This is a genomic window from Pandoraea cepalis, from assembly GCF_902459665.1.
Lineage (GTDB): Bacteria > Pseudomonadota > Gammaproteobacteria > Burkholderiales > Burkholderiaceae > Pandoraea > Pandoraea cepalis.
Map to the genome: position 1 here is coordinate 1 of NZ_CABPSL010000029.1, position 23617 is coordinate 23617.

The following is a 23617-nucleotide window of genomic DNA, read 5'->3' on the forward strand; positions in this document are numbered from 1 at the left end:
CCTCGCGAGTTCAGGCGAGCAGCGGCGTCATCAACCTAACGGTGTCCACGTGTCCTGAGTTACAGGGGCAACTCCAGGCAGTCCCATCGCGTCGGCCAAGGCACTGGTGGACGCCGTACGTGCTCACCCGGGCAAGCCAATGACGCTTACCGTGCGACGCGACGGCGCGCTGCACAACGTGACCCTGACGCCAAGCGCGGAAGTCGATCCGGCCGAGGCGGGCGGTGCGCGCGTGGGCAAGATCGGCGCGGCGCTGGCGTCTCAGGTCGATACGGTGACGGTCCGGTATGGACTGATCGAGGCCATTGGCAGGGGGGCGCAGCGCACCTGGGATGTCACTTCGTTCAGCGTACGAATGTTCGGGAAGATGATTACCGGGCAGGCATCGCTCAAGAATCTGAGTGGGCCGGTGACGATTGCGGACTATGCGGGGCGTTCGGCCCGACTCGGCCTGGATTATTTCGTCGCCTTTCTCGCGCTTGTCAGCATTAGCCTTGGCGTATTGAATCTGTTGCCGATTCCGGTTCTGGACGGTGGCTATCTGTTATATTATGCGGTCGAAGCGATTACCGGTCGGGCAGTCTCCGAGCGGTGGCAGGGCGCACTGCAACGAGTGGGCATCGTTTGCATCCTCGCGCTGTCTGCCGTAGCCCTATTCAATGACCTGTCGAAATTGCTGCACTAGACGGCGTCACGCGCCTGCCGTCGCAGGCACATCCGAGTTGTTACGATTCAATTGTTTCTTGGGGAAGCAAGTTGTCGAATAAATACCACCTTGTTCCGAAGACCCTGGTGATTGCGGTTCTGGCGGCACACAGTTTCCTGGCGCGGGCCGTCGAGCCGTTCGTGGTCAAGGATATCCGAGTGGAGGGCTTGCAGCGCATTGAACCCGGTACGGTGTTTTCGTACTTGCCGGTCAAGCCGGGCGACAAGTTCAACGACGATAAGGGCACCGAAGCAATTCGTGCCCTTTATGCAACGGGCTTGTTCTCGGACGTGAGCGTCGAAGCGCAAGGCAACGTGCTGGTGGTGCACGTCAACGAGCGTCCCGCGATTGCTTCCATCGACTTCCTCGGCATCAAGGAATTCGACAAGGACGGTTTGAAAAAGGCCTTGCGTTCGGTCGGCCTGACCGAGGGTCGCAGCTTCGACCGAAACCTGCTCGAGAAATCGGAACAGGAACTCAAGCGTCAATACCTTACGCGCGGTTACTACGCTGCCGAGGTGAAGACGACGATCACGCCGCTCGAGCGTAATCGCGTGGGGATCCAGTTCGCCGTGACGGAAGGCCCGAAGGCCACGATCCAGCAGATCAACTTCGTTGGCAACAAGGCATTCTCGTCGTCGGATCTGACGGCTGAGATGCAACTTGGCACGCCGAACTGGTTGTCGTGGTATTCGAAGAACGACTTGTACTCCAAGGACAAGCTGACGGGCGATCTGGAAAAGGTGCGTTCGTTCTATCTGAACCGTGGTTATCTGGAATTCAACATCGACTCCACCGACGTATCCATTACGCCGGACAAGGACGAGATGTTCCTGACGATCAACCTGCACGAAGGCGAGCCGTACAAGGTGTCGGACGTCAAGCTCACCGGCGAGATGCTCGGCAAGCAGGACGACGTGCGCAAGCTCGTGCAACTCAAGGCCGGTGATACGTTCTCGGCAGCCAAGCTGCAGGCCAGCACGAAGGCCATTTCCGACATGCTGGGCAACTACGGCTTCGCGTTCGCGAACGTGAACGCTCAGCCGACGATCGATCGGAAGGACCACACCGTGGCGCTGACGCTGACGGTCGATCCGGGTCGTCGCGTGTACGTTCGCAAGATCAACATCGTGGGCAACTCGCGTACGCGTGACGAAGTGATTCGCCGCGAAATGCGCCAGCTCGAAAGCTCCTGGTACGACGCCGATCGACTCAAGCTGTCGCAGGATCGTATCAACCGCCTGGGCTACTTTACCGACGTGAACGTGACGACCGAGCCGGTGGCCGGTTCGAACGACCAGGTCGACCTCCAGGTGAAGGTCGAAGAAAAGCCGACTGGCACGATCAACGTTGGTGCGGGCTTCTCGTCGACGGACAAGGTCGTGCTGCAAGCCGGTGTCAGCCAGGACAACGTGTTCGGGTCGGGAACGTCGCTGTCGGTCAACGTGAACACCGGTAAGACGTACCGGACGTTGGCTGTCACGCAAGTCGATCCGTACTTCACGGTCGATGGCGTGAGTCGTATCACGGACATCTACTACCGCACGTATCAGCCGCTGCTGCTCACGAGCGATTCGGATTTCCGTATCAACACGCTGGGCGGCAATCTGAAGTTCGGCGTGCCGTTCTCGGAAGTCGATACGGTGTTCTTCGGTCTGGGCTTCGAGCAGACGCGTCTCCATCTGACGAGCGACAACACGACGCCGCAGCGCTATATCGACTATGCCAACCAGTTCGGCTACGTCAGCAACAACTATCCGCTGACCATCGGTTGGTCGCGCGATTCACGTGATAGCGCGCTGATCCCGAACCGCGGTCATTATCAGCAGGCCAATATCGAAATCGGTACGCCGATTGGCACGACCAAGTACTACCGTGCCTACTATCAGCACCAGTACTACTACCCGGTGAGCCGTGGCTTTACGCTGGCACTCAACGGCGAAATCGGCTACGGCCACGGGATGGGCGGTCAGCCGTTCCCGATCTTCAAGAACTACTTTGCCGGCGGTATCGGTTCGGTGCGCGGCTATGAGCCGAGTTCGCTGGGTCCGAAGGACACCAACGGCGAGCCGCTCGGGGGCGCGTCGAAGCTGATCGGCAACATCGAGCTGACGTTCCCGCTGCCGGGTACGGGGTATGACCGTACGCTGCGTATCTTCACGTTCATGGACGGTGGTAACGTGTTCGATAACGGCCAGGCGATTACCTTCAATAACCTGCGTTATTCCTACGGCTTCGGTTTGTCGTGGATTTCACCGATTGGCCCGCTCAAGCTCTCGATGGGCTTCCCGCTGGTCAAGAAGGTGGGCGATCAGTACCAGAAATTCCAGTTCCAGGTCGGTACGTCGTTCTAACGACGGCGAGTCGATCGGTTCCGAACGTTTTATCGTTGTAAAGGGGTATGACATTGAACGGTATCCGTAAGCATTGCCTGCGCGGCTTCGCCGCAGCGTTGCTGGCTGGGGCAGCCTTTGCTGCCATGGCTCAGGATGCGCGCATCGCCGCCGTCAATTCGGATCGCATTTTGCGCGATTCGGCACCGGCCAAGGCCGCACAAGCCAAGCTCGAAGCCGAGTTCTCCAAGCGGGACTCGGATCTGCAGGCCATGGCCCAGCGCCTCAAAGCTATGTCGGACAAGCTCGACAAGGACAACCCGACGTTGTCCGACGCCGAGCGCGCCAAGCGTCAGCGCGATCTGGCCGCGGCCGACACGGAATTCCAGCGCAAGCAGCGCGAGTTTCGTGAAGACCTGAATCAGCGCCGCAACGAAGAACTCGCCGCGGTGCTCGATCGCGCCAATCGCGTCATCAAGCAGATTGCCGAAACGGAAAAGTATGACCTGATCGTGCAGGAAGCCGTCTACGTGAGCCCGCGTATCGACATCACTGACAAGGTGCTCAAGACCCTGAACGCAAGTTCGGGCGGCGGCACCGCCGGCAAGTGACGGCCTCGCCTTTGATGCCGGGATCGCAGTCGATTTCGTTGGCACAGCTGGTCGCCCGCTTTGGCGGCGACCTCGTGGGCGATGGCGAAGTCACCGTGGCCGGTCTGGCGCCGCTTGATCATGCGGGTGCGAATCAGCTCGCGTTTCTGTCCAATCCGCTGTATCTCGCCGAAGTGCCCAACTCGGGCGCGGCGGCGGTGATTCTCTCGAAGGCCGACTTCGACAAGCTGCCGTCGCATGAGGGGCGGGCGTGGATTCTCGCGCCGAATCCTTATGCGTACTTCGCGCGCGTCGCGCAGATGTTCGCGCAGGCGGCGGCGCCGGTTCCCGCAGCAGGCATTCATCCGAGCGCGGTCGTCGATCCGACGGCCGTCGTGCCCACATCGTGCGTGATTGGCCCGAATGTCGTGATCGAGGCAGGTGCTCGACTGGGCGAGCGGGTGCGTCTGGTGGCGAACGTGTTTGTCGGTCGAGGCACGACCTTGGGCGACGACGTGCTCGTGTATCCGAATGCCACGCTGTACCACGCGAGTGTGATCGGCGCGCGTTGCGTGATTCACGCGGGCGCGGTGATCGGTTCGGACGGTTTCGGTTTCGCACCCGATTTCTCCGCCGCTGGCGGCGAATGGGTGAAGATTCCGCAGGTCGGGCGCGCCGTGATCGAAGACGACGTCGAAATCGGTGCGTCGACCTCCATCGATCGCGGGGCGATGGCCGATACGGTGATCGAGCGCGGTTGCAAGATCGACAACCAGGTGCAGATCGCGCATAACGTGCGGGTCGGCGCCTTCACGGTGATTGCCGCGTGTACGGGCATTGCCGGCAGCAGTACCATCGGTAAATTCTGCATGCTCGGCGGCGCCGTGGGCGTGGCCGGGCATGTCACGATTGGCGACCGCGTCATCGTGACGGCCAAGTCGGGGGTGTCGAAGTCGATTCCCGGCCCGGGTACCTATACAAGCGCCTTTCCGGCCATCCCGAACGCCGAATGGAACAAAAACGCGGCCATCATGCGCAATCTGGACAAGATGCGCGATCGCGTGCGTCAACTTGAAGCGAAGGTCAAAGACCTGCAAGACAAATGAGCGAGACCACAATCAATATCGACATCCACAAGATCATGAAGCTGCTGCCGCATCGGTACCCGATGCTGATGGTGGATCGCGTGATCGGGCTGGAGCCGCACAAGAACATCCAGGTCATCAAGAACGTCACGATCAATGAGCCGTATTTCACGGGGCATTATCCGCAGCGTCCGGTGATGCCGGGCGTGCTGATCGTCGAAGCGCTGGCGCAAGCCGCCGCACTCCTGACGTTCTCCGACGAGCCGGTGCACGACGAGAACACGCTCTACTATTTCGTAGGTATCGAGAACGTTCGCTTCAAGCGTCCGGTCGAACCGGGTGACCAACTCGTGCTCGACATCGATTTCCTGAGCGAGCGTCGCGGCTTCTACAAGTTCAAGGGCAAGGCGCTGGTAGACGGCAAGATCGCGGCGGAAGCCGAGTTCATGTGCATGGTCAAGAAGAACGGCGAATAACCGGAATTAAGACGCTCATGACGAATATTCACCCCACTGCAGTCGTCGATGCGAAGGCGCAACTGGCCGACGACGTCGTCGTCGGTCCCTATGCGATCATCGGGCCGAATGTCACAGTCGGCGCCGGTACGCAGATTCTCTCGCACTCGATTGTCGACGGTCATACGACGCTGGGCGAGGGCAACAAGATCGGCCCGTTCGCCTCGATCGGCGGCAGTCCGCAGGATATGAAGTACGCCGGCGAGCCGACGCGGCTCGTCATCGGCGATCGCAATACGATTCGCGAATTCACGACGATTCACACCGGTACGGTGCAGGACGGCGGTCTGACCGGCGTCGGCAACGACAACTGGATCATGGCTTACGTGCACATCGCGCACGATTGCCACGTGGGCAACCACACGGTCTTCTCAAGCAACGCGCAATTGGCGGGTCACGTCATTGTCGGCGACTGGGCGATCGTTGGGGGCATGACCGGGGTGCACCAGTTCGTGCGCATTGGCGCGCACTCGATGATCGGTGGCGCGTCGGTGCTCGTGCAGGACGTGCCGCCGTTCGTCATCGCCTCGGGCGACCGTGCAGTGCCTTACGGCATCAACGTCGAGGGACTGCGTCGCCGCAACTTCACGGCTGACGCGATCACGGCGCTGCGTCACGCGTACAAGCTGCTCTACAAGAGTGGGCTGACGCTCGACGAAGCGAAGGTGCAGATCGAAGCCTTCGGTAACGCGGGTGCGCCGGACGTGTCCGATGCCGTGCGCGCGCTGCTCGACTTCCTCAACGCCAGCACGCGCGGTATCGTGCGCTGACCCATGCCGCCGACCCTTCCCGGTGCCGGCCAGCGAACCCTGGCGATGGTGGCCGGGGAGCTGTCCGGCGATCTCATTGCCGGCAACGTGCTTGCCGGTCTCAAGCAGAGCCTTCCGTCCGACATCGCTTACGCCGGTGTCGGCGGTCCGCATATGGCGGAGGAAGGCTTCGATGCTTATTGGCCCATCGACAAGCTCTCCGTCATGGGCTATGTCGAAGTCATCAAGCATTTGCGCGAGATTCTCTCGATTCGCAAGCAACTTCGCGAGCGCTGGCTGGCCGAGAAGCCGCTCGCGTTCGTCGGCTTCGATGCCCCCGACTTCAACTTCGATCTCGAAATCAAGCTGCGTGAGGCGGGCATTCCCACGATTCATTTCGTGAGCCCGTCGATCTGGGCGTGGCGCGGGGGGCGCATCAAGAAGATCAAGCGCGCCGTCGATCACATGTTGTGCCTGTTCCCGTTCGAGCCGGAGATTTACCGTCGGGCAGGCATCGACGCGACGTTTGTCGGCCATCCGATGGCCGACAAGATTCCGATGGTGCCCGATGTCGCAGGCGCGCGCGCCAAGCTGGCGCTGCAAGGGACTGGCCCGGTCGTCGCTATTTTGCCGGGTAGCCGGACGTCGGAAGTGCAACGGCTCACGCCCGTGTTCTTCGCGGCCATGCGCCTGCTGGCCGAGCGCGAGCCGTCGATTCAGTTCGTGCTCCCGGCGGCGACGCCGCGGCTGCGCACGTTGATGCAACCGATCGTGGACGCGCACAGCGATCTCAACCTGACCGTGATCGACGGCCGAGCACCGCTCGCATTGGAGGCGGCGGACAGCGTGCTTCTGGCGAGCGGTACGGCCACGCTGGAAGCGGCCCTTTACAAGAAGCCGATGGTCATCTCCTACAAGGTGCCTTGGTTGACGGCGCAGATCATGAAGCGTCAGGGTTATCTGCCGTACGTAGGTTTGCCGAACATTCTGTCGGGCGAGTTCGTCGTGCCGGAGTTGTTGCAGCAGTTCGCGACCCCGGAAGCACTCGCTGACGCCGTCTGGAAGCAATTGACCGACCCGGCGTTACGAGCGTCCTTGCAGGTGCGCTTCACGAAGATCCACGAGCAACTGCGCCAAAATACGGCCGCGCGCGCGGCAGAAGTGATCGAGCGCGTGCTGCGTGAGAAGGGGCGGTTATGAGCGAGGAAGTGAAGGGGCGTCGCGGTGCGCGCAAGGGGACCTCGGGCGACGACGTACCGGCCGCAAAGTCGCGTCTCCGCGCGCCCAAGGCGACGCTACCGCAAATGGCGCTCGATCTGTTCGCCGACGTGGCTGCCGATCTGACTTGCGGCGTGGATGAAGTGGGGCGCGGCCCGCTCGCCGGGCCTGTCGTGACGGCGGCAGTGATTCTCGACCCGGCGCGTCCGATCAAGGGGCTGGCCGACTCGAAGAAGCTTACGGCGCAGCGTCGCGAGGCGCTTTACGAGGAGATCGTTGAGCGCTCGCTCGCCTATTGCATTGCCGAGGCAAGTGTGGCGGAGATCGATTCGCTGAACATTCTCCACGCGACGATGCTTGCGATGCAGCGCGCGGTGAACGGACTCCCGCGTGTTCCGACGCTGGCGCTCATCGATGGCAATCGCTGCCCCGCGTTGCCGATGCGCGCGGAGGCGATCGTCAAGGGCGACGACAAGGTGCCTGCGATTTCAGCCGCGTCGATTCTCGCGAAGGTCACACGCGACCGCCAACTGGTCGCGCTACACGAGGCATTCCCGCAGTACGGTTTCGACGAGCATGTCGGTTACGGCACGCCGCGCCATCTCGCCGCGCTGCGCCTGCACGGACCGAGTCCGCATCATCGCCAATCGTTCGCGCCGGTACGCGAGGCCTTTGCATTGTTCGGCGCGCTCACCGTCGCCCGCGTGGGCCATTCGTCATGAAGCTGATCAGTTCCAAAGACAACCCGTTCTACAAGCGGCTAAAGCAGTTGGCGCAGTCGAACCCGCAGCGGCGCAAACTCGGCCAGACGCTGCTCGAAGGCGTGCATCTGGCCGACGCCTATCTCGACGCGCTCGGACAGCCGCTTGTTTGCGTGGTGGCGGAATCGGCGCTGGAGAACCCCGAAGTGGCACAGATCTGGGCGCGCGTGGACGGCGATCGACGCGTGTGTCTGCCGCATGCGCTGTTCGAGCCGTTGTCGACGCTCGTCAACGGTGTGCCGCTGCTTTTCGTGATCGAGATGCCGTCGGGGCACCTGCCGGCAACGCAAACGACGGATTGCGTCATTCTCGACGCCGTGCAGGACGCGGGCAATGTCGGTTCAATCCTGCGTAGCGCGGCGGCGGCCGGTGTTCGCGACGTGTATTGCATGTCGGGCACGGCGCTCGCTTGGTCTAGCAAGGTGCTACGTGCCGGTATGGGGGCACATTTCTCGCTGAACATCGTGGAGCATTGCACGCCGGATTCGCTCGCGCCGCGCTTGTCGGTGCCGTTGCTGGCGACGAGCTTGCAGGCCAGCACGTCGCTCTATGCGCAGGATCTGCGCGCGCCGGTGGCGTGGGTGTTCGGAAACGAGGGGGCCGGTGTGTCCCCGCAGTGGCTCGAGCGCGTGCAACGGCCGATCCGTATCCCGCAGCCGGGCGGCATGGAGTCGCTCAACGTGGCGGCTTGTGCGGCCATCTGCCTGTTCGAAGCGGTGCGTCAGCGGCTCCCCTGAGGCGACGCGCGGCGGGGCGCACGGGGAGATCCGGGATATCAACAAGAAGGGACGCTCATGGCGTCCCTTCCTGCATTCGGCATGGCGCATGCATGCGCGGCGGGCAACGTCAGTAGACGTCACGCTCCAGCTTGATTTCCTGCAGGATGGTCGTGGCGATTTCTTCAATCGATTTGTGCGTCGAGGACAGCCACTTGATGCCCTCACGTCGCATCATCGCCTCGGCCTCGTTGACCTCGTATCGGCAGTTTTCCAGCGATGCATACTTGCTGCCGGGGCGACGTTCGTTGCGAATCTCCGAGAGGCGCTGCGGATCGATGGAAAGCCCGAAAATCTTTTCCTTGTACTGATCGAGCGTGGAGGGCAGCTTCTCACGCACGAAGTCTTCCGGAATCAACGGATAGTTCGCGGCCTTCACGCCGTATTGCATGGCGAGATAGAGCGTCGTGGGTGTCTTGCCGCTGCGCGACACGCCCACGAGGATCACATCCGCGCTTTGCAGGTTCTTGTTGGACTGCCCGTCGTCATGCGCGAGCGAGAAATTCACCGCCTCGATCCGGTTCTTGTACGCCTCACTGTCGGCGTTCTGGTGGACGCGGCCGATGGCGTGCATCGACTTGAGGCCCAGCTCCAGTTCCAGCGGTTCGATGAACGTCTGGAACATGTCGAGAATCACGCCCTGGCAATTGCGCAGGATCTCATTGGCCCGGGCATCGACGAGCGTGCTGAAAATGATCGGGCGGATGTTGTCGGTCCGATACATTTCATTGATCCGTTGCGCCGTTTCATAGGCTTTATCGACGGAATCCACGAAAGGAACGCGAATCTGACGAAAACGCATCTCGAACTGCGCGAGGATCGAATGCGCGAAGGTTTCGGCAGTAATCCCCGTGCCGTCGGACACGATGAAGACCGGGCGCGCAGCCACCGGTTGGGTCGGTGCGGCGGGGGATGTCGGGGAGTTTCCGGGTGTCGTGGCGTCGGTCATGCGCAGAATCGCAAAATGGTGCGTTGCACGGTAGAATAGCGGCAACTTGTTGGATAAGCAATTGTGCGACCGTCGCGCGCCGCCCGGCTTCAGGCCCGTGGGGCGGGGCGTCGCGGGAAGTCTGGAGGGGGCGTCGCTCGTCGTCGAGACCTTGCCCCCGGTTCATGACGCCGCGTATGCGCGATTTCTTATCCAACAGGTCGATCGGCCCCTGTCAGTCCCAGCCGATCCTCCGAGAATTTTTTTTCTTACCTTAGGGGCTTTTATGACTAACGCAGCACACGACGGCGCCTACGTGGTGCCGTTTGAGCATCTGCGCATGACCGACGTCGAGTCGGTCGGCGGCAAGAATGCATCGCTTGGCGAAATGATCAGCCAACTGGCCGGCGCCGGCGTGCGCGTGCCGGGTGGTTTCGCCACGACGGCCTACGCCTTCCGCGAATTCCTCCATCACAACAACCTGACCGAGCGTGTCGCCCAGCGCCTCGAGGGTTTGGATGTGGATGATGTCAAGGCGCTCGCGCAAGCCGGTGCCGAAATCCGTCAATGGATCGTCGACGCCCCGCTGCAGCCGCAGCTCGAGAAGGATATCCGCGAGCAGTTCGCCCGTATCACGGCCGATCAGCCGGACGCATCGTTCGCCGTGCGCTCCTCGGCTACCGCGGAAGACTTGCCCGACGCATCGTTCGCCGGTCAGCAGGAAAGCTATCTGAACGTCGTCGGCATCGAAGACGTGCTCGATCGCATGAAGCACGTGTTCGCGTCGCTGTACAACGACCGGGCCATTTCGTACCGCGTTCACAAGGGCTTCACGCACGCTGAAGTGGCGTTGTCGGCCGGCGTGCAGCGTATGGTGCGCTCGGACTGCGGCGCGTCGGGCGTGATGTTCACGATCGACACCGAGTCGGGCTTCCAGGACGTCGTTTTCATCACGGCCAGCTACGGCCTGGGGGAAACGGTTGTGCAGGGCGCCGTGAACCCGGACGAGTTCTACGTCTTCAAGCCGACGCTCAAGGCCGGCAAGTACCCGATCATTCGCCGCACGCTCGGCTCGAAGCTGCTCAAGATGGAATTCACGCAACCGGGCGAGCCGGGCCGCGTGAAGACCATCGACGTGCCGATGGAACTGCGCAACCGTTACTCGATCACCGACGACGATTGCGTCGAGCTGGCCAAGTTCGCGCTGATCATTGAGAAGCACTACGGCCGTCCGATGGACATCGAGTGGGGCAAGGACGGTAAGGACGGCAAGATCTACATTCTGCAGGCACGTCCGGAAACCGTGAAGAGCCAGGCGATCGGCAAGGTCGAGCAGCGCTTCAAGCTCAAGGGCGAGGCGCCGGTATTGGCCACGGGCCGTGCCATCGGCCAGAAGATCGGTGCAGGCGCAGTGCGCGTGATCATGGACCCGAGCGAGATGGAACGCGTGCAGCCGGGCGACGTGTTGGTAGCCGACATGACCGACCCGAACTGGGAGCCGGTGATGAAGCGTGCCGCCGCCATCGTGACGAACCGCGGCGGCCGTACCTGCCACGCGGCGATCATCGCGCGCGAACTGGGTGTGCCGGCCGTCGTGGGTTGCGGCGACGCCACCGACGTGCTCAAGGATGGCGCGCTCGTGACCGTCTCGTGCGCCGAGGGCGACGAAGGCAAGATTTACGACGGGCTGCTCGAAACCGAAATCACCGAGATCCACCGCGGCGAAATGCCGAAGATCCCGGTGAAGATCATGATGAACGTGGGCAACCCGCAACTCGCCTTCGACTTCGCGCAACTGCCGAACGAAGGCGTGGGTCTGGCGCGTCTGGAATTCATCATCAACAACAACATCGGTGTGCACCCGCGCGCGATTCTCGAGTACCCGAACATCGACGCCGACCTGAAGAAAGCGGTCGAATCGGTGGCCCGCGGTCATGCATCGCCCCGTGCGTTCTACGTCGACAAGCTGGCCGAAGGGATCGCCACGATTGCCGCCGCCTTCTATCCGAAGAGCGTGATCGTGCGTTTGTCGGACTTCAAGTCGAACGAGTACAAGAAGCTCATTGGCGGTTCGCGCTACGAGCCGGATGAAGAAAACCCGATGCTGGGCTTCCGTGGCGCGTCGCGTTACATCTCGGAAGACTTCGCCGAAGCGTTCGAGATGGAGTGCCGTGCGCTCAAGCGCGTGCGCGACGAAATGGGCCTGACCAATGTCGAGATCATGGTGCCGTTCGTGCGTACGCTGGGCCAGGCGGAGCGTGTGGTCAACATGCTGGCCGGTTACGGCCTGAAGCGTGGCGAGAACGGTCTGAAGCTGGTGATGATGTGCGAAGTGCCGTCGAATGCCATTCTGGCCGATGAGTTCCTCGAGTACTTCGACGGATTCTCGATCGGTTCGAACGACCTGACGCAGCTCACGCTGGGTCTGGACCGCGATTCGGGCATGGAGCTGCTGGCCAAGGACTTCGACGAGCGCGACCCGGCGGTGCGGTTCATGCTCAGTCGTGCGATCAAGGCGTGCCTGTCCAAGGGCAAGTACGTCGGCATCTGCGGTCAGGGCCCGTCGGACCATCCGGATCTGGCCGTGTGGCTGGCGAACGAAGGCATTGCATCGATGTCGTTGAACCCGGACACGGTGATGGAAACGTGGCAACAACTCGCCAAACTGGCGAAGTAACCGTCGCCGACGGTCACGATAGCGACCTCGGTTAGGACGCGTCCGAGTGGCACCTCGGACGCTGCCGAAAGGCTGACTCATCCCTTGGGATGCGCGCGCTGATCGGTGGGTTTCGTGCTATAAACCCCGGTATCACACCGGGGTTTTTTTGTGTCTGGGAGTTGCAATGGAACAGGCTTGGCTGTGGTTCGGCATTGCCGGATTGACCGTGGTGCTGGAGCTGGCAAGTGGTACGTTCTATCTCCTGATGGTGGCGCTCGGCATGACGGCCGGTGGTATTGCGGCGCTGTTGCGTATCGACTGGCCATTGCAGTGGGTGGCAGCGGCGGCGGTCGCGGGCGTGGCGGTCTGGATTCTGCGCCGCAGCCGCTTCGGTCAGCGGCGCATCAAGGTCGACGCGACGGCCGACCCCAATACCAACCTCGATATCGGGCAGCGTCTGCGCGTGGATGTCTGGGGCCCTGACGGTCAGGCGCGGGCGATGTATCGCGGTGCCGAATGGGACGTCGAGCTTTTGCCCGGCGAGTTGCCCAGCGCAGGATGGTTCGTCATTTGCGAGGTTCGCGGCAGCCGGCTGTACGTCGCGCACGTGACGGCATAGTCGCCGGGATCGGCGCGCAAACGCGCGTCTCGCTTTCGCTTCGGCGTCGTCGCATGGCATGCATCGCATCGTATCGCCCGTGGTCGCGGGCGACGGGGAATTCGCCCGCCGTCATGGCAGGCGCTTCAAGGGGGGAACATGTTTTCCAACGTCGCGTTTATTCTCTTCATCATCGCCGTGATCGTTGCGGCACGCTCGATCAAGATCGTGCCGCAGCAGCACGCCTGGGTGGTCGAGCGTCTCGGCAAGTATCACGCGACGCTCACACCGGGACTGTCCATCGTCGTGCCATTCGTGGATCGCGTGGCATACAAACATATGCTCAAGGAAGTGCCGCTCGACGTGCCGAGCCAGGTCTGTATCACGAAGGACAACACGCAGTTGCAGGTCGACGGAATTCTGTACTTCCAGGTCACGGATCCCATGAAGGCGTCGTATGGGTCGAGCAACTTCATCGTCGCCATTACGCAACTGGCGCAAACGACGCTGCGTAGCGTGGTCGGCAAGCTCGAACTCGACAAGACGTTCGAGGAGCGCGAATTCATCAACCACAGTGTGGTGAATGCCCTCGACGAGGCGGCGTCGAACTGGGGCGTGAAGGTCTTGCGCTATGAAATCAAGGACCTCACGCCGCCGAAGGAGATTCTGCATGCGATGCAGGCGCAGATCACGGCCGAGCGCGAAAAGCGCGCGTTGATCGCGGCGTCGGAAGGCAAGAAGCAGGAACAGATCAACCTGGCGTCGGGTGCGAGGGAGGCGGCGATTCAGAAGTCGGAAGGGGAGCGTCAGGCCGCGATCAACCAGGCGCAAGGTCAGGCCTCGGCCATTCTGGCGGTGGCGGAAGCCAACGCCGAGGCCATCCACAAGGTTGCGACGGCCATTCAGACGCAGGGCGGCATGGAAGCGGTCAACCTGAAGGTCGCGGAGCAGTACGTGGAAGCGTTCAGCAAGATCGCCCGAACCAATAACACCTTGATCGTGCCGGGGAATCTGACGGACATGAGCAGCATGATCGCCTCGGCGCTCAAGATTGTGCGTGGTACTGAAGGCGGTTCGACGGCGGGTGGGTCGACGGCGAGCGGTGACGATGTGGGGGGCTTCGGCCATTCGGGGGCACGACGTTAGTCCGGCCGCGCAAAGAAAAACGGCCCGCGCTGAACTGAACCGCCCAACGTCTGGGGTTCAGTGCAATGCGGGCCGTTTTCGCTGGGTAGCGGGCGGAAGCGGTGGCCTGCCTCGATGCACACGCCCCCTGATGCAGCGCCTTACGTTTACGTCGGCGTGCGCATCAGGCGCGCTCGCTCGCGTTCCCAGTCTCGCGCCTTTTCCGTCTCCCGCTTATCGTGCAGCTTCTTGCCCTTGGCCAGCCCTATCTCGCATTTCACGAGGCCTTTGCTGTAGTGCAGGTTCAGCGGTACGAGCGTGTAGCCGCGTTGCTCCACCTTGCCGATGAGCTTCTTGATTTCGTCGGCCTTGAGCAAGAGCTTCCGGGTGCGCACGGGGTCGGGGTTGATGTGCGTCGATGCGGATTGCAGCGGGCTGATGTGTGTGCCGATCAGAAAGATCTCGCCATGCTTGATGACGACATAGCCTTCTTTGATCTGCGCCCGCCCGGCGCGAATGGCCTTGACTTCCCACCCTTCGAGCGCGATCCCGGCTTCGTATCGCTCCTCGATGAAGTAATCGAAGAAGGCCTTCTTGTTGTCGATGATGCTCATGGATCCTTGGCGGGTAACTTGGTCGGACCCGGTGAGTCGGGCTCGGGTAAAATACCGATTTTAACAAAGAGTCTCGGCAACAGGCGGCTTGCGTCGCGCGCGTATCGATACGACCTCGATGGCCGACGCGTCCTGCATGCACCTCGACCGACAGACGATGGCCGAAGTCAGTAAAACCGTTCTCGTGCATTTCTCCGCTGAGCAAATGTACGACCTGGTGACCAATGTCGCCGATTACCCCAAATTCCTGCCCTGGTGCGGTGGTGTCGATATTCGGCACCAGGACGAGCACAGCATGGAGGCGTCGCTGATCATCGACTTCAAAGGGCTGAAGCACTCGTTCGCGACGCGCAATCTCCAGGAGCGCCCGCATTCCATTCAGATGACCTTCGTCGAAGGGCCTTTCAAACGTTTTCACGGCACCTGGAAGTTCACGCCGCTGCGCGAGAACGCTTGCAAGATCGAGTTCGGCCTTCACTACGAATTTGCGAGTTTTCTGCTCGAGAAGGTGATCGGCCCGGTATTCAGCCACATCGCCAATACGTTCGTCGACGCCTTTGTCAAACGTGCGGAGACCGTTTATGCCGGGTGAGGTGAATGTCGAGGTTTGCTACGCATTGCCCGCCGAGCAGACGATCGTTGCGCTGACGTTGCCGCAAGGCGCCACAATGCGCGAGGCGATCGAGCGCAGCGGGCTGCTGCAGCGGTTTCCGGAGTTGGACATGTCGCGCATGAAAGCCGGCGTTTTCGGTAAGCTGCGCGCGCTTGACGCCGCCGTGGAGGACGGGGATCGCATCGAAATCTACCGGGCGTTGAAGGCCGATCCCAAGCTCGCACGTCAGCGACGCGTGGAAAAGGTACGCAACGAAGGCAGCCGAGAAGGGCAGAAATGGCTCGGTAGCCGGCGCGGCAGTTGACGTCTGCGGTGTGTGACCCGGTGCCGCGCTGACCGGCACGCTAACCAAAACGCTCACGTGGGCGCTGAGTGGTGCGCTAAGTGGTGCGCGGGCGGGGGGGGAGCGACTAGCGTCTTTATGCGAATCACGGCGTGCGAATCAGTGCGCCGGTTTTCTCGCATGCAATTTTACCGAAGCGCTGACACCCACCAGCAGCAACGCGATGGCGGCGAGTTCCAGCAGGCGTGGCAAGCGCTGTTCGTAGACAAAGCCGTAAATCAGCGCGAAGAGCGTTTCAAACACGATCATCTGTCCCGACAGGGTGAGCGGCAGTCGTCGGCTTGCCGCATTCCAGAACGCATTGCCAATGGTCGATGCGCCCACCGCCACGGCGATGTTGACGATCAGAAACATCTGCCAGTCGCGCGGCGCGTCGAGCACGACCGGGTGAGGGAGCCACACGGCCGGAATCGCCAGCATGAGCGCGAGCACGCCCGTGGCGACGCCCGTCAGCAGCGACCATTCCTGACTCGTGAAGTGTCCGAATCGCGCCAGATAGCGGGCGTTGGCCACCGCATACCATGTCCAACTCACGAGCGCGCCGACTGCGCAGCCAATGCCGGCGAGGGTGAGCCGCCAGTCTCCGCCGCTTGCCGAGGCGTGGGCGAACACGTCGACGTTGATGCAGACGATGCCCGCCGCGACCAGTACTAGGGGCCCCGCCAGCCGCGACAGGGGGAGGGCGCCGTGGTCACGGCTGCCGACCAGTGTGACCGTTACGGGCAGCACCCCTACGATCAACGAGGCCGGCGCAATCCCCGCCATCTGGACCGCGCCCGCGAGAAACAGGTAGTAGATGAGATTGCCGACAAGACTCAGCCGGAACAGCGCCCGCCAGTCACTGCCAGTGACGGTATGCCGTAGACGCGCCCAGAGGGGAGCGAGCAGCACGGCGGATACCAGTCCGTACAGGACGTAACGGGCGGCCGACAGTTCCAGCGGCGAGAACCCGGGCAGCAGGCGAGGGGCCAGGAAGACCAGGCCCCACAAGGCGCCCGCAGCCAGTCCGAAAGAAATGCCTTGCCCCATGAAATTCGTACCCGTGGTTCGTGTTGGCGAGATGCCGATGATCCGCGCCGGACATCGCCTCGTTATACCGGCCGGGGCGGAGCAGGAAGGGCCGAAGAATAGCATGGGCCCAGGGCGCCGCTCTTGTGAAATCCGGCAGTCGGCCGGGTTGGCAAATCGGTCGCCGCGAGGCGCGGATGCGCGTTCGTTCCGGCCCTCGGGGAAAAAGCCCCTTGACATGTGGGGCAGACGTGCCATGCGTCCTGCGATTTCTGTATAATTCGGTTTTGCGCCTATAGGATTTGCCATGCGTCTGATCCAAAAAGCACTCACTTTCGATGACGTGCTCCTCGTACCGGCTTACTCTGCCGTTCTTCCGCGCGACACCAGCCTGAAAACCAAGCTCACGCGCAACATCACCTTGAACATGCCTTTGCTGTCGGCCGCCATGGATACGGTGACCGAAGCGCGTCTGGCTATCGCCATGGCACAACAGGGCGGCATCGGCATTATTCACAAGAATCTGAAGCCGGCCGAGCAGGCGCGTGAAGTGTCGAAGGTCAAGCGCTTTGAATCAGGCGTTCTGCGCGATCCGATCACGATTCCGCCGCACATGAAGGTGCGCGATGTGATCGCGTTGTCGCGCCAGCATGGCATTTCCGGTTTCCCGGTCGTCGAGGGCGCTCAGCTCATCGGTATCGTGACGAACCGTGACCTGCGTTTCGAGAGCCGCCTGGACGAGCCGGTGCGCGCGATCATGACGCCCAAGGAAAAGCTCATCACCGTGCGCGAAGGCGCGTCGCCGGCCGATGCCGAGCACTTGATGCACAGCCACCGCCTGGAGCGCGTGCTGGTCGTCAATGACGCCTTCGAACTGCGCGGCCTGATGACCGTCAAGGACATCATGAAGGCGACCGAGCACCCGCTCGCGAACAAGGACGAGCACGGCAAGCTGCGTGTCGGCGCCGCCGTTGGCGTGGGCGCGGACAATGAAGAGCGTGTCGAGCTGCTGGTGGCGGCGGGTGTCGACGTGATCGTGGTCGACACGGCGCACGGCCACAGCCAGGGTGTGCTGGATCGCGTGCAGTGGGTCAAGAAGCATTTCCCGCAGATCGAAGTGGTCGGCGGCAACATCGCGACGGCGAGTGCCGCCGTGGCGCTGGTCGAACATGGGGCGGACGCCGTCAAGGTCGGTATCGGCCCGGGCTCGATCTGCACGACGCGTATTGTGGCGGGCGTGGGTGTGCCGCAAATCACGGCAATTGCCAACGTCGCCGAAGCGCTCAAGGACACGGGTGTTCCGCTCATCGCGGACGGTGGTATTCGTTACTCGGGCGACATCTCCAAGGCGCTGGCCGCTGGCGCGCACACGGTGATGATGGGCAGCATGTTCTCGGGCACGGAAGAAGCGCCGGGCGAGGTGTTCCTGTACCAGGGCCGTTCGTACAAGAGCTATCGCGGCATGGGTTCGGTGGGGGCAATGAAGGATGGCGCCGCCGACCGTTACTTCCAGGATCCGGCGAACAACGCCGACAAGCTGGTGCCGGAAGGCATTGAAGGCCGTGTGGCCTACAAGGGCAGCGTGATGGCCATCCTGCATCAGTTGACGGGCGGTATCCGTTCGTCGATGGGGTATCTGGGTTGCCCGACGATCCAGGACCTGCACGAGAAGGCGGAGTTTGTACAAATCACGGCCGCCGGCATGCGCGAATCGCATGTGCACGACGTCCAGATCATGAAGGAAGCCCCCAACTACCACGTGGAGTAATCACCCATGAAGGCCATGTTGCGTACGGTACTGTTCCTCGATGCGGCGTTGAATCTGGCACTCGGTGTGCTGTTGATCGCGTCGTTCTGGTCATCGCTGTATGCGGCCATTGAAGTGCCCGCGCCATCGCCCGTGCTGTATGCGCAGGCGCTTGGCGTGGCCTTCGTCGGTGTGGCCTGGCTGCAATGGCACGCCACCGTGAACGGCCAGTTGACGGCGACCGTCGCGAAAGTGACGGGGCATATCAACTGGGTGATCGGTGCTTTCGTGCTGGGGTGGCTGATTTCCGGCCAGTTGGCGGTGACGGGGGGCGGCAAGTGGTTGATGCCGGCGCTTGGGGCCGTCTTGCTGGTGGTGGGTGCCATTCTCGTCAAGCTGGCGTCGAGCGTGCGTACGAAAGAGCGCGTGCAGGCGGCACAGCAGGCGGCCGGTCGCGGGCGTGGCGGGGTCGTGAGCGACACCCGGCGCGACGCACCGTACGATGATCCCGATGCCCGGGCCGGCGACGAAGCCCGAGGCAAGCGCGCTGAGCCGCGCATGGAGGCGCCTCGCGGCGGCTCCGCTTCCGTCAATACCACGCCGGTCGCGCCTGCGGGCACCACCGGCATTGTCACACCCGTGCCTTCCGCCACGGCGCCGACGTCCAACGAATCCACTTCCTCCGTACCTCACGATGCACGACAAAATCCTCATTCTTGACTTCGGTTCGCAAGTCACCCAGCTCATCGGCCGCCGCGTTCGCGAAGCGCACGTTTACTGCGAGATCCACCCGAACGACGTGTCGGACGAGTTCATTCGTGAATTCAATCCGAAGGCGATCATTCTGTCGGGTAGCCATGCGAGCACGTATGAGGATCAGGATCTGCGTGCGCCGCAGGCCGTCTGGGATTTGGGCGTGCCGGTGCTGGGCATTTGCTACGGCATGTTCGCGATGACGGTTCAGTTGGGCGGTCAGGTCGAGGCTAGCCATCATCGCGAGTTCGGTTACGCCGAAGTGCGCGCGCAGGGCCATACGCCGCTGCTCGACGGCATTGAGGATTTCCGTACGGCCGAAGGCCACGGCATGCTGAAGGTGTGGATGAGCCACGGTGACAAGGTCACGCATTTGCCGCCGGGTTTTGTGCTGATGGCGTCGACGCTGAGCTGCCCGATCGCCGGCATGGCCGACGTGTCGCGTCACTATTACGCGGTGCAGTTCCACCCGGAAGTCACGCACACCGTGAAGGGCCGTGAGTTGCTCGAGCGCTTCGTGCTGGAGATTGCCGGGGCGAAGCCGGACTGGATCATGCGCGACCACATCGAGGAAGCCGTCAAGGCGATCCGCGAGCAGGTGGGCGACGAGGAAGTGATTCTGGGCTTGTCGGGCGGTGTCGATTCGAGCGTTGCGGCGGCGCTGATTCATCGCGCCATTGGCGACCAACTGACGTGCGTGTTCGTCGATCACGGTCTGCTGCGTTTGAACGAAGGCCAAATGGTGATGGAGATGTTCGAGGGCCGTCTGCACGCGAAGGTTGTGCACGTGGATGCCGCCGAGCAGTTCATGGGGCATTTGAAGGGCGTGACCGATCCGGAGCAGAAGCGCAAGATCATCGGCCGTGAGTTCGTCGAAGTGTTCCAGGCGGAAGCGAAGAAGCTGAAGAATGCGAAGTGGCTGGCGCAAGGCACGATCTATCCGGACGTGATCGAGTCGGGCGGTGCGAAGACGAAGAAGGCGAAGACGATCAAGAGCCACCACAACGTGGGCGGCCTGCCGGAGACGCTGGGTCTGAAGCTGCTGGAGCCGCTGCGTGACCTGTTCAAGGATGAAGTGCGCGAGTTGGGTGTGGCGCTAGGACTGCCGCACGACATGGTTTATCGTCACCCGTTCCCGGGCCCGGGTCTGGGTGTGCGCATTCTGGGCGAAGTGAAGCGCGATTACGCCGATCTGCTGCGTCGCGCCGATGCGATCTTCATCGAAGAGCTGCGCAACACGGTCGAGCCGAACAGCGGCAAGACGTGGTATGAGTTGACGAGCCAGGCCTTCGCGGTGTTCCTGCCGGTCAAGAGTGTGGGCGTGATGGGCGATGGCCGCACGTATGAGTGGGTCGTGGCGCTGCGTGCCGTGCAGACGCAAGATTTCATGACGGCGCACTGGGCACACCTGCCGCATGACCTGCTCGGCAAGGTGTCGAACCGCATCATTAACGAAGTGCGTGGTTTGAACCGGGTCGTGTATGACATCTCGGGCAAGCCGCCTGCGACGATCGAGTGGGAGTGATTCGGCGTCCGGCACCGGCCGGCATACGTTGGCAGTAAAACATACCTAAGCCCGCGATTCTGCGGGCTTTTTCGTATTCTTGTCTGGCAATGGCTGGTGTCCCGGGCATTCACTCACGAACGTCAATCATCGCCTTCAAGTTGAAACGATCCCTCCATGACGCGGACGCATTTCCCGCCAACACGAATCCGTGTCTGCCCGTCATGCAAGTCAATTCTGGCGCTGAGAATGCTGGGTCGGCCCATGTCAACGCCTTGAGCAACGCATAATGCCAACTCTGGCACCCCGCGCACGTGTGCGATGAGCGCTGCAGTCGCTGCTGTTGCGCTGCCTGTCGCGGGGTCTTCTGTCATGCGCGGCGTGAACATGCGGGCCTCCAAATCACAGGCGTGCCCCGCTCTCGCATGGTCGACATCGCGCGTATAAGCGTAAATAGAAACAGCTCCGTCGATTGGCAGAAGGCCTTTGAATGCCACTAGATCAGGTACGCATCGTCTTAGCGCATCGCGTGAAGCAAGTTCGACGACGAGAAACGGGAGGCCAACTGACGCGACCTGAGGCGCATGAGCGTCGAACCGAATATCGTCAACGCTGAGTGAGAGGCAAGCCGCCACACGAATTTCGGCGACCTGTGAAAGCTGCGCCAACGGTTCCGGTGCAATGAGTTCAGCACCAAGAATCGTCGCCCCCTCCTTCAACAGGCTCACCGGAACAAGACCGGCAAGCTCCTCGAAGACGAGTAAGTCCGGCACCTCCACACCATTTGACGCAGCCTGTGAGGCGAGCACGAATGCAGTGCCGATGTTCGGGTGTCCCGCGAAAGGTATCTCGCGACTTGGCGTGAATATCCTCACCCACGCAGTGTTTGAAGCATCGCGGGGAGGCAAGACGAATGTCGTTTCGCTATAAGCGAACTCGCTGGCGATTGCCTGCATCTGACGGGTAGACAAGCCGGAGGCGTCAAGCACGACGGCGACTGGATTGCCCTTAAATTTCTCGGCTGTGAATACATCGGCGGTGACGTAGCGTCGATTCATGGTTTGCTTTGGCCCGTTAATCGTCATATCCAATCTCGATGATCGGTTGCAAGGCGTCAAAGTGAGAGACAGTTTTGCCCTGAAAGGCGGGGCCAGCGGACAATTTGGCTCAGGCGTCGAATGAACGGCAGTCGCCGGCTAGCGTCCGACTACCGAGTGCGACGATCACATCGGGTGCGCACCTCATGCGGTCGGTATAACACGACCTCGTGCTGTCCGCTGACGATCTCAGTAGCCGCTGCTCAGTCAACGATGAAGCGCTTGGCACCCGTCTTCGTATAGGACTGGTGCGGCTCCGCGCTGTCGCCGATCTGATAACGCATTGAGCAGGTTCCGCTGAGTCGTTACGTTAGCGCGAGTGGTCGCCCTTGTGAAGTTCGCCCCGCCACGGCCGATGAATCTGCCGCGTCATGGCGGAGACGGCCACGATGGCCGCGGCGATACCCGATGCCGCCCCAACGCCAAGTGCCCAGCGTGGACCCAGATGGTTCGCCACCCAACCCGCGATAGGTGCACCGATCGGCGTACCCCCGAGCGCGATGGCCACGCGCAGTGCCATCACCCGTCCCCGCATGGCGGGCTCGGTCGTGAGCTGCATCAGGCTGTTGGTCGCGTTGGTGAAGGTCAAGGCGGCGACCCCGATGACGACCAACGCACCGGCGAACAGCCAATAGTTCGGGGCAATAGCGGCCAGCGCGCAACCGAGTCCGAAAATCGTGGCACCGATCAGCAGCGAGGTGAATTGTGGCCGACCGCGGCCGGCGGCCATCAGTGCCCCTGAGACGGTACCGATGGCCATGATCGACGACAGGAAGCCGTAGCCACGTGCATCTGCATGGAAGACACTGACGGCCATGGTTGAGATGAAGATCGGGAAATTCAGTCCGAACGTACCGATCAGGAACAGCATGGCCAGGATCGCCTTGAGGTCTGGTCGAGACCCTACATAGCGCAATCCCTCGGTCAGACTCCCCTTGGTTCGGTGTGCCCGTGCGTTCGCATGCAGACCGGAGGTACGGAGCAGAAACAGGGAGGCCAGTACTGCGACGAAGCTGGCCCCGTTTAACAGAAACGCCCAACCGATGCCAATCGAAGCGATGACCAGACCGGCCATCGAGGGCCCGATCATTCGCGCCGCATTGAACGAGGTCGAGTTGAGCGCGACCGCGTTGGGCAGGTCCGCATCGCCGACCAGTTCTGTCACAAAGGCCTGGCGCACGGGGGCATCAAAGGCCGAAGTGCAGCCGGACAGAAAAGCGAATACATAGACATGCCAGAGATGGACGTTACCCGTGGCGGTGAGAAGGCCCAGCGCCAAGGCAAGAATACCCATCGTCGCCTGGGTCGCCATGAGGAGCTTGCGCTGGTTGTAGTGATCGGCCGCGAAGCCGGTCCAGGGCAGCAGTAGGAGTTGTGGCCCGAACTGGAGCGCCATGACCGCGCCCACGGCCGACGCATCGTGATGGGTGAGTTGGGTGAGGACAAGCCAGTCCTGGGCCGTGCGCTGCATCCATGTCCCGATATTCGAGACCAGCGTTCCAGCCGCCCAGATCCGGTAGTTGATGTTCCTCAGCGAACGGAAGACGCCCGTTGCTGCCGCGCTCACGAATGCTCTGGCGTATTGCCGCCGTGGAAGCGGCCAAATAGCCGCGCGGAAAGTAGCCCGATGGCCAGGATGCCAAGCCCGAACGCGATGGCATCGCTCGTGCGTCTCAGGTCGAAATCACCGATGCGGTAAACGAGCACGTAACCGATAACCAGATTGAGAAACCCCCAGAGCACGTTTACCGTCGATGAGGACAGCCCTTGCCCTGGCGGTTCTGCGAATGGACTCTGGAACGGTTCTCCCATTACGCCGGCGACGAAGTGCGGCACAGCGTTCGTGAGAAAGGCGCCGCCGAAGAAGTAGGAGACGAGTTGAAGCCATACCATTT

21 protein-coding genes and 2 pseudogenes are annotated in these 23617 nt (G+C 61.9%); 17 read left to right on the forward strand and 6 right to left on the reverse strand.

Going from position 1 to position 23617, the window contains the following annotated elements; all coding sequences use genetic code 11:
* Positions 1-67: 67 nt before the first annotated feature.
* The 9 genes and pseudogenes from rseP to PCE31106_RS22840 form a co-directional block, all read left to right on the forward strand.
* Positions 68-685, forward strand: a pseudogene (rseP, locus tag PCE31106_RS22800) (RIP metalloprotease RseP); the annotation flags it as partial.
* Positions 686-756: 71 nt separating this feature from the next.
* The gene (bamA, locus tag PCE31106_RS22805) at positions 757-3060 is read left to right on the forward strand and encodes an outer membrane protein assembly factor BamA (protein WP_174975405.1); all 2304 of its coding nucleotides are present in this window, start codon (positions 757-759) and stop codon (positions 3058-3060) included.
* A gap of 47 nt (positions 3061-3107) precedes the next feature.
* Positions 3108-3650 carry an OmpH/Skp family outer membrane protein gene (locus PCE31106_RS22810; protein WP_017234132.1) on the forward strand — a complete coding sequence of 181 codons (543 nt, stop codon included), beginning with the start codon at positions 3108-3110 and terminating at the stop codon, positions 3648-3650.
* A 14-nt stretch (positions 3651-3664) separates the two neighbouring features.
* Positions 3665-4735 carry a UDP-3-O-(3-hydroxymyristoyl)glucosamine N-acyltransferase gene (gene lpxD, locus PCE31106_RS22815; protein WP_150564783.1) on the forward strand — a complete coding sequence of 357 codons (1071 nt, stop codon included), beginning with the start codon at positions 3665-3667 and terminating at the stop codon, positions 4733-4735.
* Complete coding sequence (gene fabZ / locus PCE31106_RS22820) at positions 4732-5190, forward strand: 3-hydroxyacyl-ACP dehydratase FabZ (protein ID WP_017234130.1); 459 nt, start codon at positions 4732-4734, stop codon at positions 5188-5190. Before lpxD ends, fabZ begins: the two co-directional genes overlap by 4 nt.
* Before the next feature lie 17 nt (positions 5191-5207).
* Positions 5208-5999, forward strand: coding sequence for an acyl-ACP--UDP-N-acetylglucosamine O-acyltransferase (lpxA, locus tag PCE31106_RS22825; protein WP_017234129.1), 792 nt, complete (start codon positions 5208-5210; stop codon positions 5997-5999).
* Between the two features lie 3 nt (positions 6000-6002).
* On the forward strand, positions 6003-7178 hold the full coding sequence (gene lpxB, locus PCE31106_RS22830; RefSeq protein ID WP_174975407.1) for a lipid-A-disaccharide synthase: 1176 nt from the start codon (positions 6003-6005) through the stop codon (positions 7176-7178).
* Positions 7179-7282: 104 nt separating this feature from the next.
* Complete coding sequence (rnhB, locus tag PCE31106_RS22835; protein ID WP_254441289.1) at positions 7283-7918, forward strand: ribonuclease HII; 636 nt, start codon at positions 7283-7285, stop codon at positions 7916-7918.
* Positions 7915-8694: a TrmH family RNA methyltransferase gene (locus tag PCE31106_RS22840; RefSeq protein ID WP_150564785.1), complete on the forward strand. Its 780-nt coding sequence runs from the start codon at positions 7915-7917 to the stop codon at positions 8692-8694. The genes rnhB and PCE31106_RS22840 overlap by 4 nt, the downstream gene beginning before the upstream one ends.
* Positions 8695-8803: 109 nt before the next feature.
* Here PCE31106_RS22840 and ppsR read toward each other — a convergent pair whose 3' ends face one another.
* Positions 8804-9682 (reverse strand): posphoenolpyruvate synthetase regulatory kinase/phosphorylase PpsR, encoded by an 879-nt coding sequence (ppsR, locus tag PCE31106_RS22845; protein WP_150564786.1) that lies wholly within the window; start codon positions 9680-9682, stop codon positions 8804-8806.
* A gap of 265 nt (positions 9683-9947) precedes the next feature.
* Here ppsR and ppsA point away from each other — a divergent pair, with 265 nt between their 5' ends.
* The 3 genes from ppsA to PCE31106_RS22860 all read left to right on the forward strand — a co-directional run bounded on the left by ppsA (position 9948) and on the right by PCE31106_RS22860 (position 14064).
* The gene (gene ppsA, locus PCE31106_RS22850) at positions 9948-12338 is read left to right on the forward strand and encodes a phosphoenolpyruvate synthase (RefSeq protein WP_017234125.1); all 2391 of its coding nucleotides are present in this window, start codon (positions 9948-9950) and stop codon (positions 12336-12338) included.
* Positions 12339-12504: 166 nt separating this feature from the next.
* The gene (locus PCE31106_RS22855) at positions 12505-12939 is read left to right on the forward strand and encodes an NfeD family protein (RefSeq protein ID WP_017234124.1); all 435 of its coding nucleotides are present in this window, start codon (positions 12505-12507) and stop codon (positions 12937-12939) included.
* A 138-nt stretch (positions 12940-13077) separates the two neighbouring features.
* Positions 13078-14064 carry an SPFH domain-containing protein gene (locus PCE31106_RS22860; RefSeq protein WP_150564787.1) on the forward strand — a complete coding sequence of 329 codons (987 nt, stop codon included), beginning with the start codon at positions 13078-13080 and terminating at the stop codon, positions 14062-14064.
* Between the two features lie 146 nt (positions 14065-14210).
* Here PCE31106_RS22860 and smpB read toward each other — a convergent pair.
* Positions 14211-14660, reverse strand: a pseudogene (gene smpB / locus PCE31106_RS22865) (SsrA-binding protein SmpB); the annotation flags it as partial.
* Between the two features lie 154 nt (positions 14661-14814).
* On the opposite strand from smpB, the gene PCE31106_RS22870 reads away from it, so the two are divergent.
* A complete protein-coding gene (locus PCE31106_RS22870; protein ID WP_026131979.1) occupies positions 14815-15249 on the forward strand; it encodes a type II toxin-antitoxin system RatA family toxin in 435 nt (144 codons plus the stop codon).
* On the forward strand, positions 15239-15574 hold the full coding sequence (locus tag PCE31106_RS22875) for an RnfH family protein (protein ID WP_150564788.1): 336 nt from the start codon (positions 15239-15241) through the stop codon (positions 15572-15574). The genes PCE31106_RS22870 and PCE31106_RS22875 overlap by 11 nt, the downstream gene beginning before the upstream one ends.
* Before the next feature lie 138 nt (positions 15575-15712).
* Here the strand turns inward: PCE31106_RS22875 and PCE31106_RS22880 are convergent, their stop codons facing one another.
* Positions 15713-16642, reverse strand: coding sequence for a DMT family transporter (locus PCE31106_RS22880; protein ID WP_150564789.1), 930 nt, complete (start codon positions 16640-16642; stop codon positions 15713-15715).
* 286 nt (positions 16643-16928) lie between these two features.
* Here PCE31106_RS22880 and guaB point away from each other — a divergent pair, with 286 nt between their 5' ends.
* From guaB to guaA, 3 genes are read left to right on the forward strand one after another with little or no spacing between them, the layout of a single operon-like run.
* Positions 16929-18389: an IMP dehydrogenase gene (gene guaB, locus PCE31106_RS22885; RefSeq protein WP_017234118.1), complete on the forward strand. Its 1461-nt coding sequence runs from the start codon at positions 16929-16931 to the stop codon at positions 18387-18389.
* A gap of 6 nt (positions 18390-18395) precedes the next feature.
* Entirely contained in the window at positions 18396-19088 is a 693-nt protein-coding gene (locus tag PCE31106_RS22890; protein ID WP_017234117.1) for a hypothetical protein, read from the forward strand.
* Positions 19063-20646: a glutamine-hydrolyzing GMP synthase gene (guaA, locus tag PCE31106_RS22895; protein ID WP_150564790.1), complete on the forward strand. Its 1584-nt coding sequence runs from the start codon at positions 19063-19065 to the stop codon at positions 20644-20646. The genes PCE31106_RS22890 and guaA overlap by 26 nt, the downstream gene beginning before the upstream one ends.
* Before the next feature lie 122 nt (positions 20647-20768).
* Here the strand turns inward: guaA and PCE31106_RS22900 are convergent, their stop codons facing one another.
* From PCE31106_RS22900 to PCE31106_RS22910, 3 genes are all read right to left on the reverse strand, one after another.
* Entirely contained in the window at positions 20769-21710 is a 942-nt protein-coding gene (locus PCE31106_RS22900; protein WP_254441283.1) for a PhzF family phenazine biosynthesis protein, read from the reverse strand.
* Between the two features lie 322 nt (positions 21711-22032).
* Positions 22033-23289, reverse strand: a complete 1257-nt coding sequence (locus PCE31106_RS22905; RefSeq protein ID WP_150564791.1) for an MFS transporter — start codon at positions 23287-23289, stop codon at positions 22033-22035.
* Complete coding sequence (locus PCE31106_RS22910; RefSeq protein WP_150564792.1) at positions 23286-23615, reverse strand: hypothetical protein; 330 nt, start codon at positions 23613-23615, stop codon at positions 23286-23288. Before PCE31106_RS22910 ends, PCE31106_RS22905 begins: the two co-directional genes overlap by 4 nt.
* Between the last annotated feature and the right edge of the window lie 2 nt (positions 23616-23617).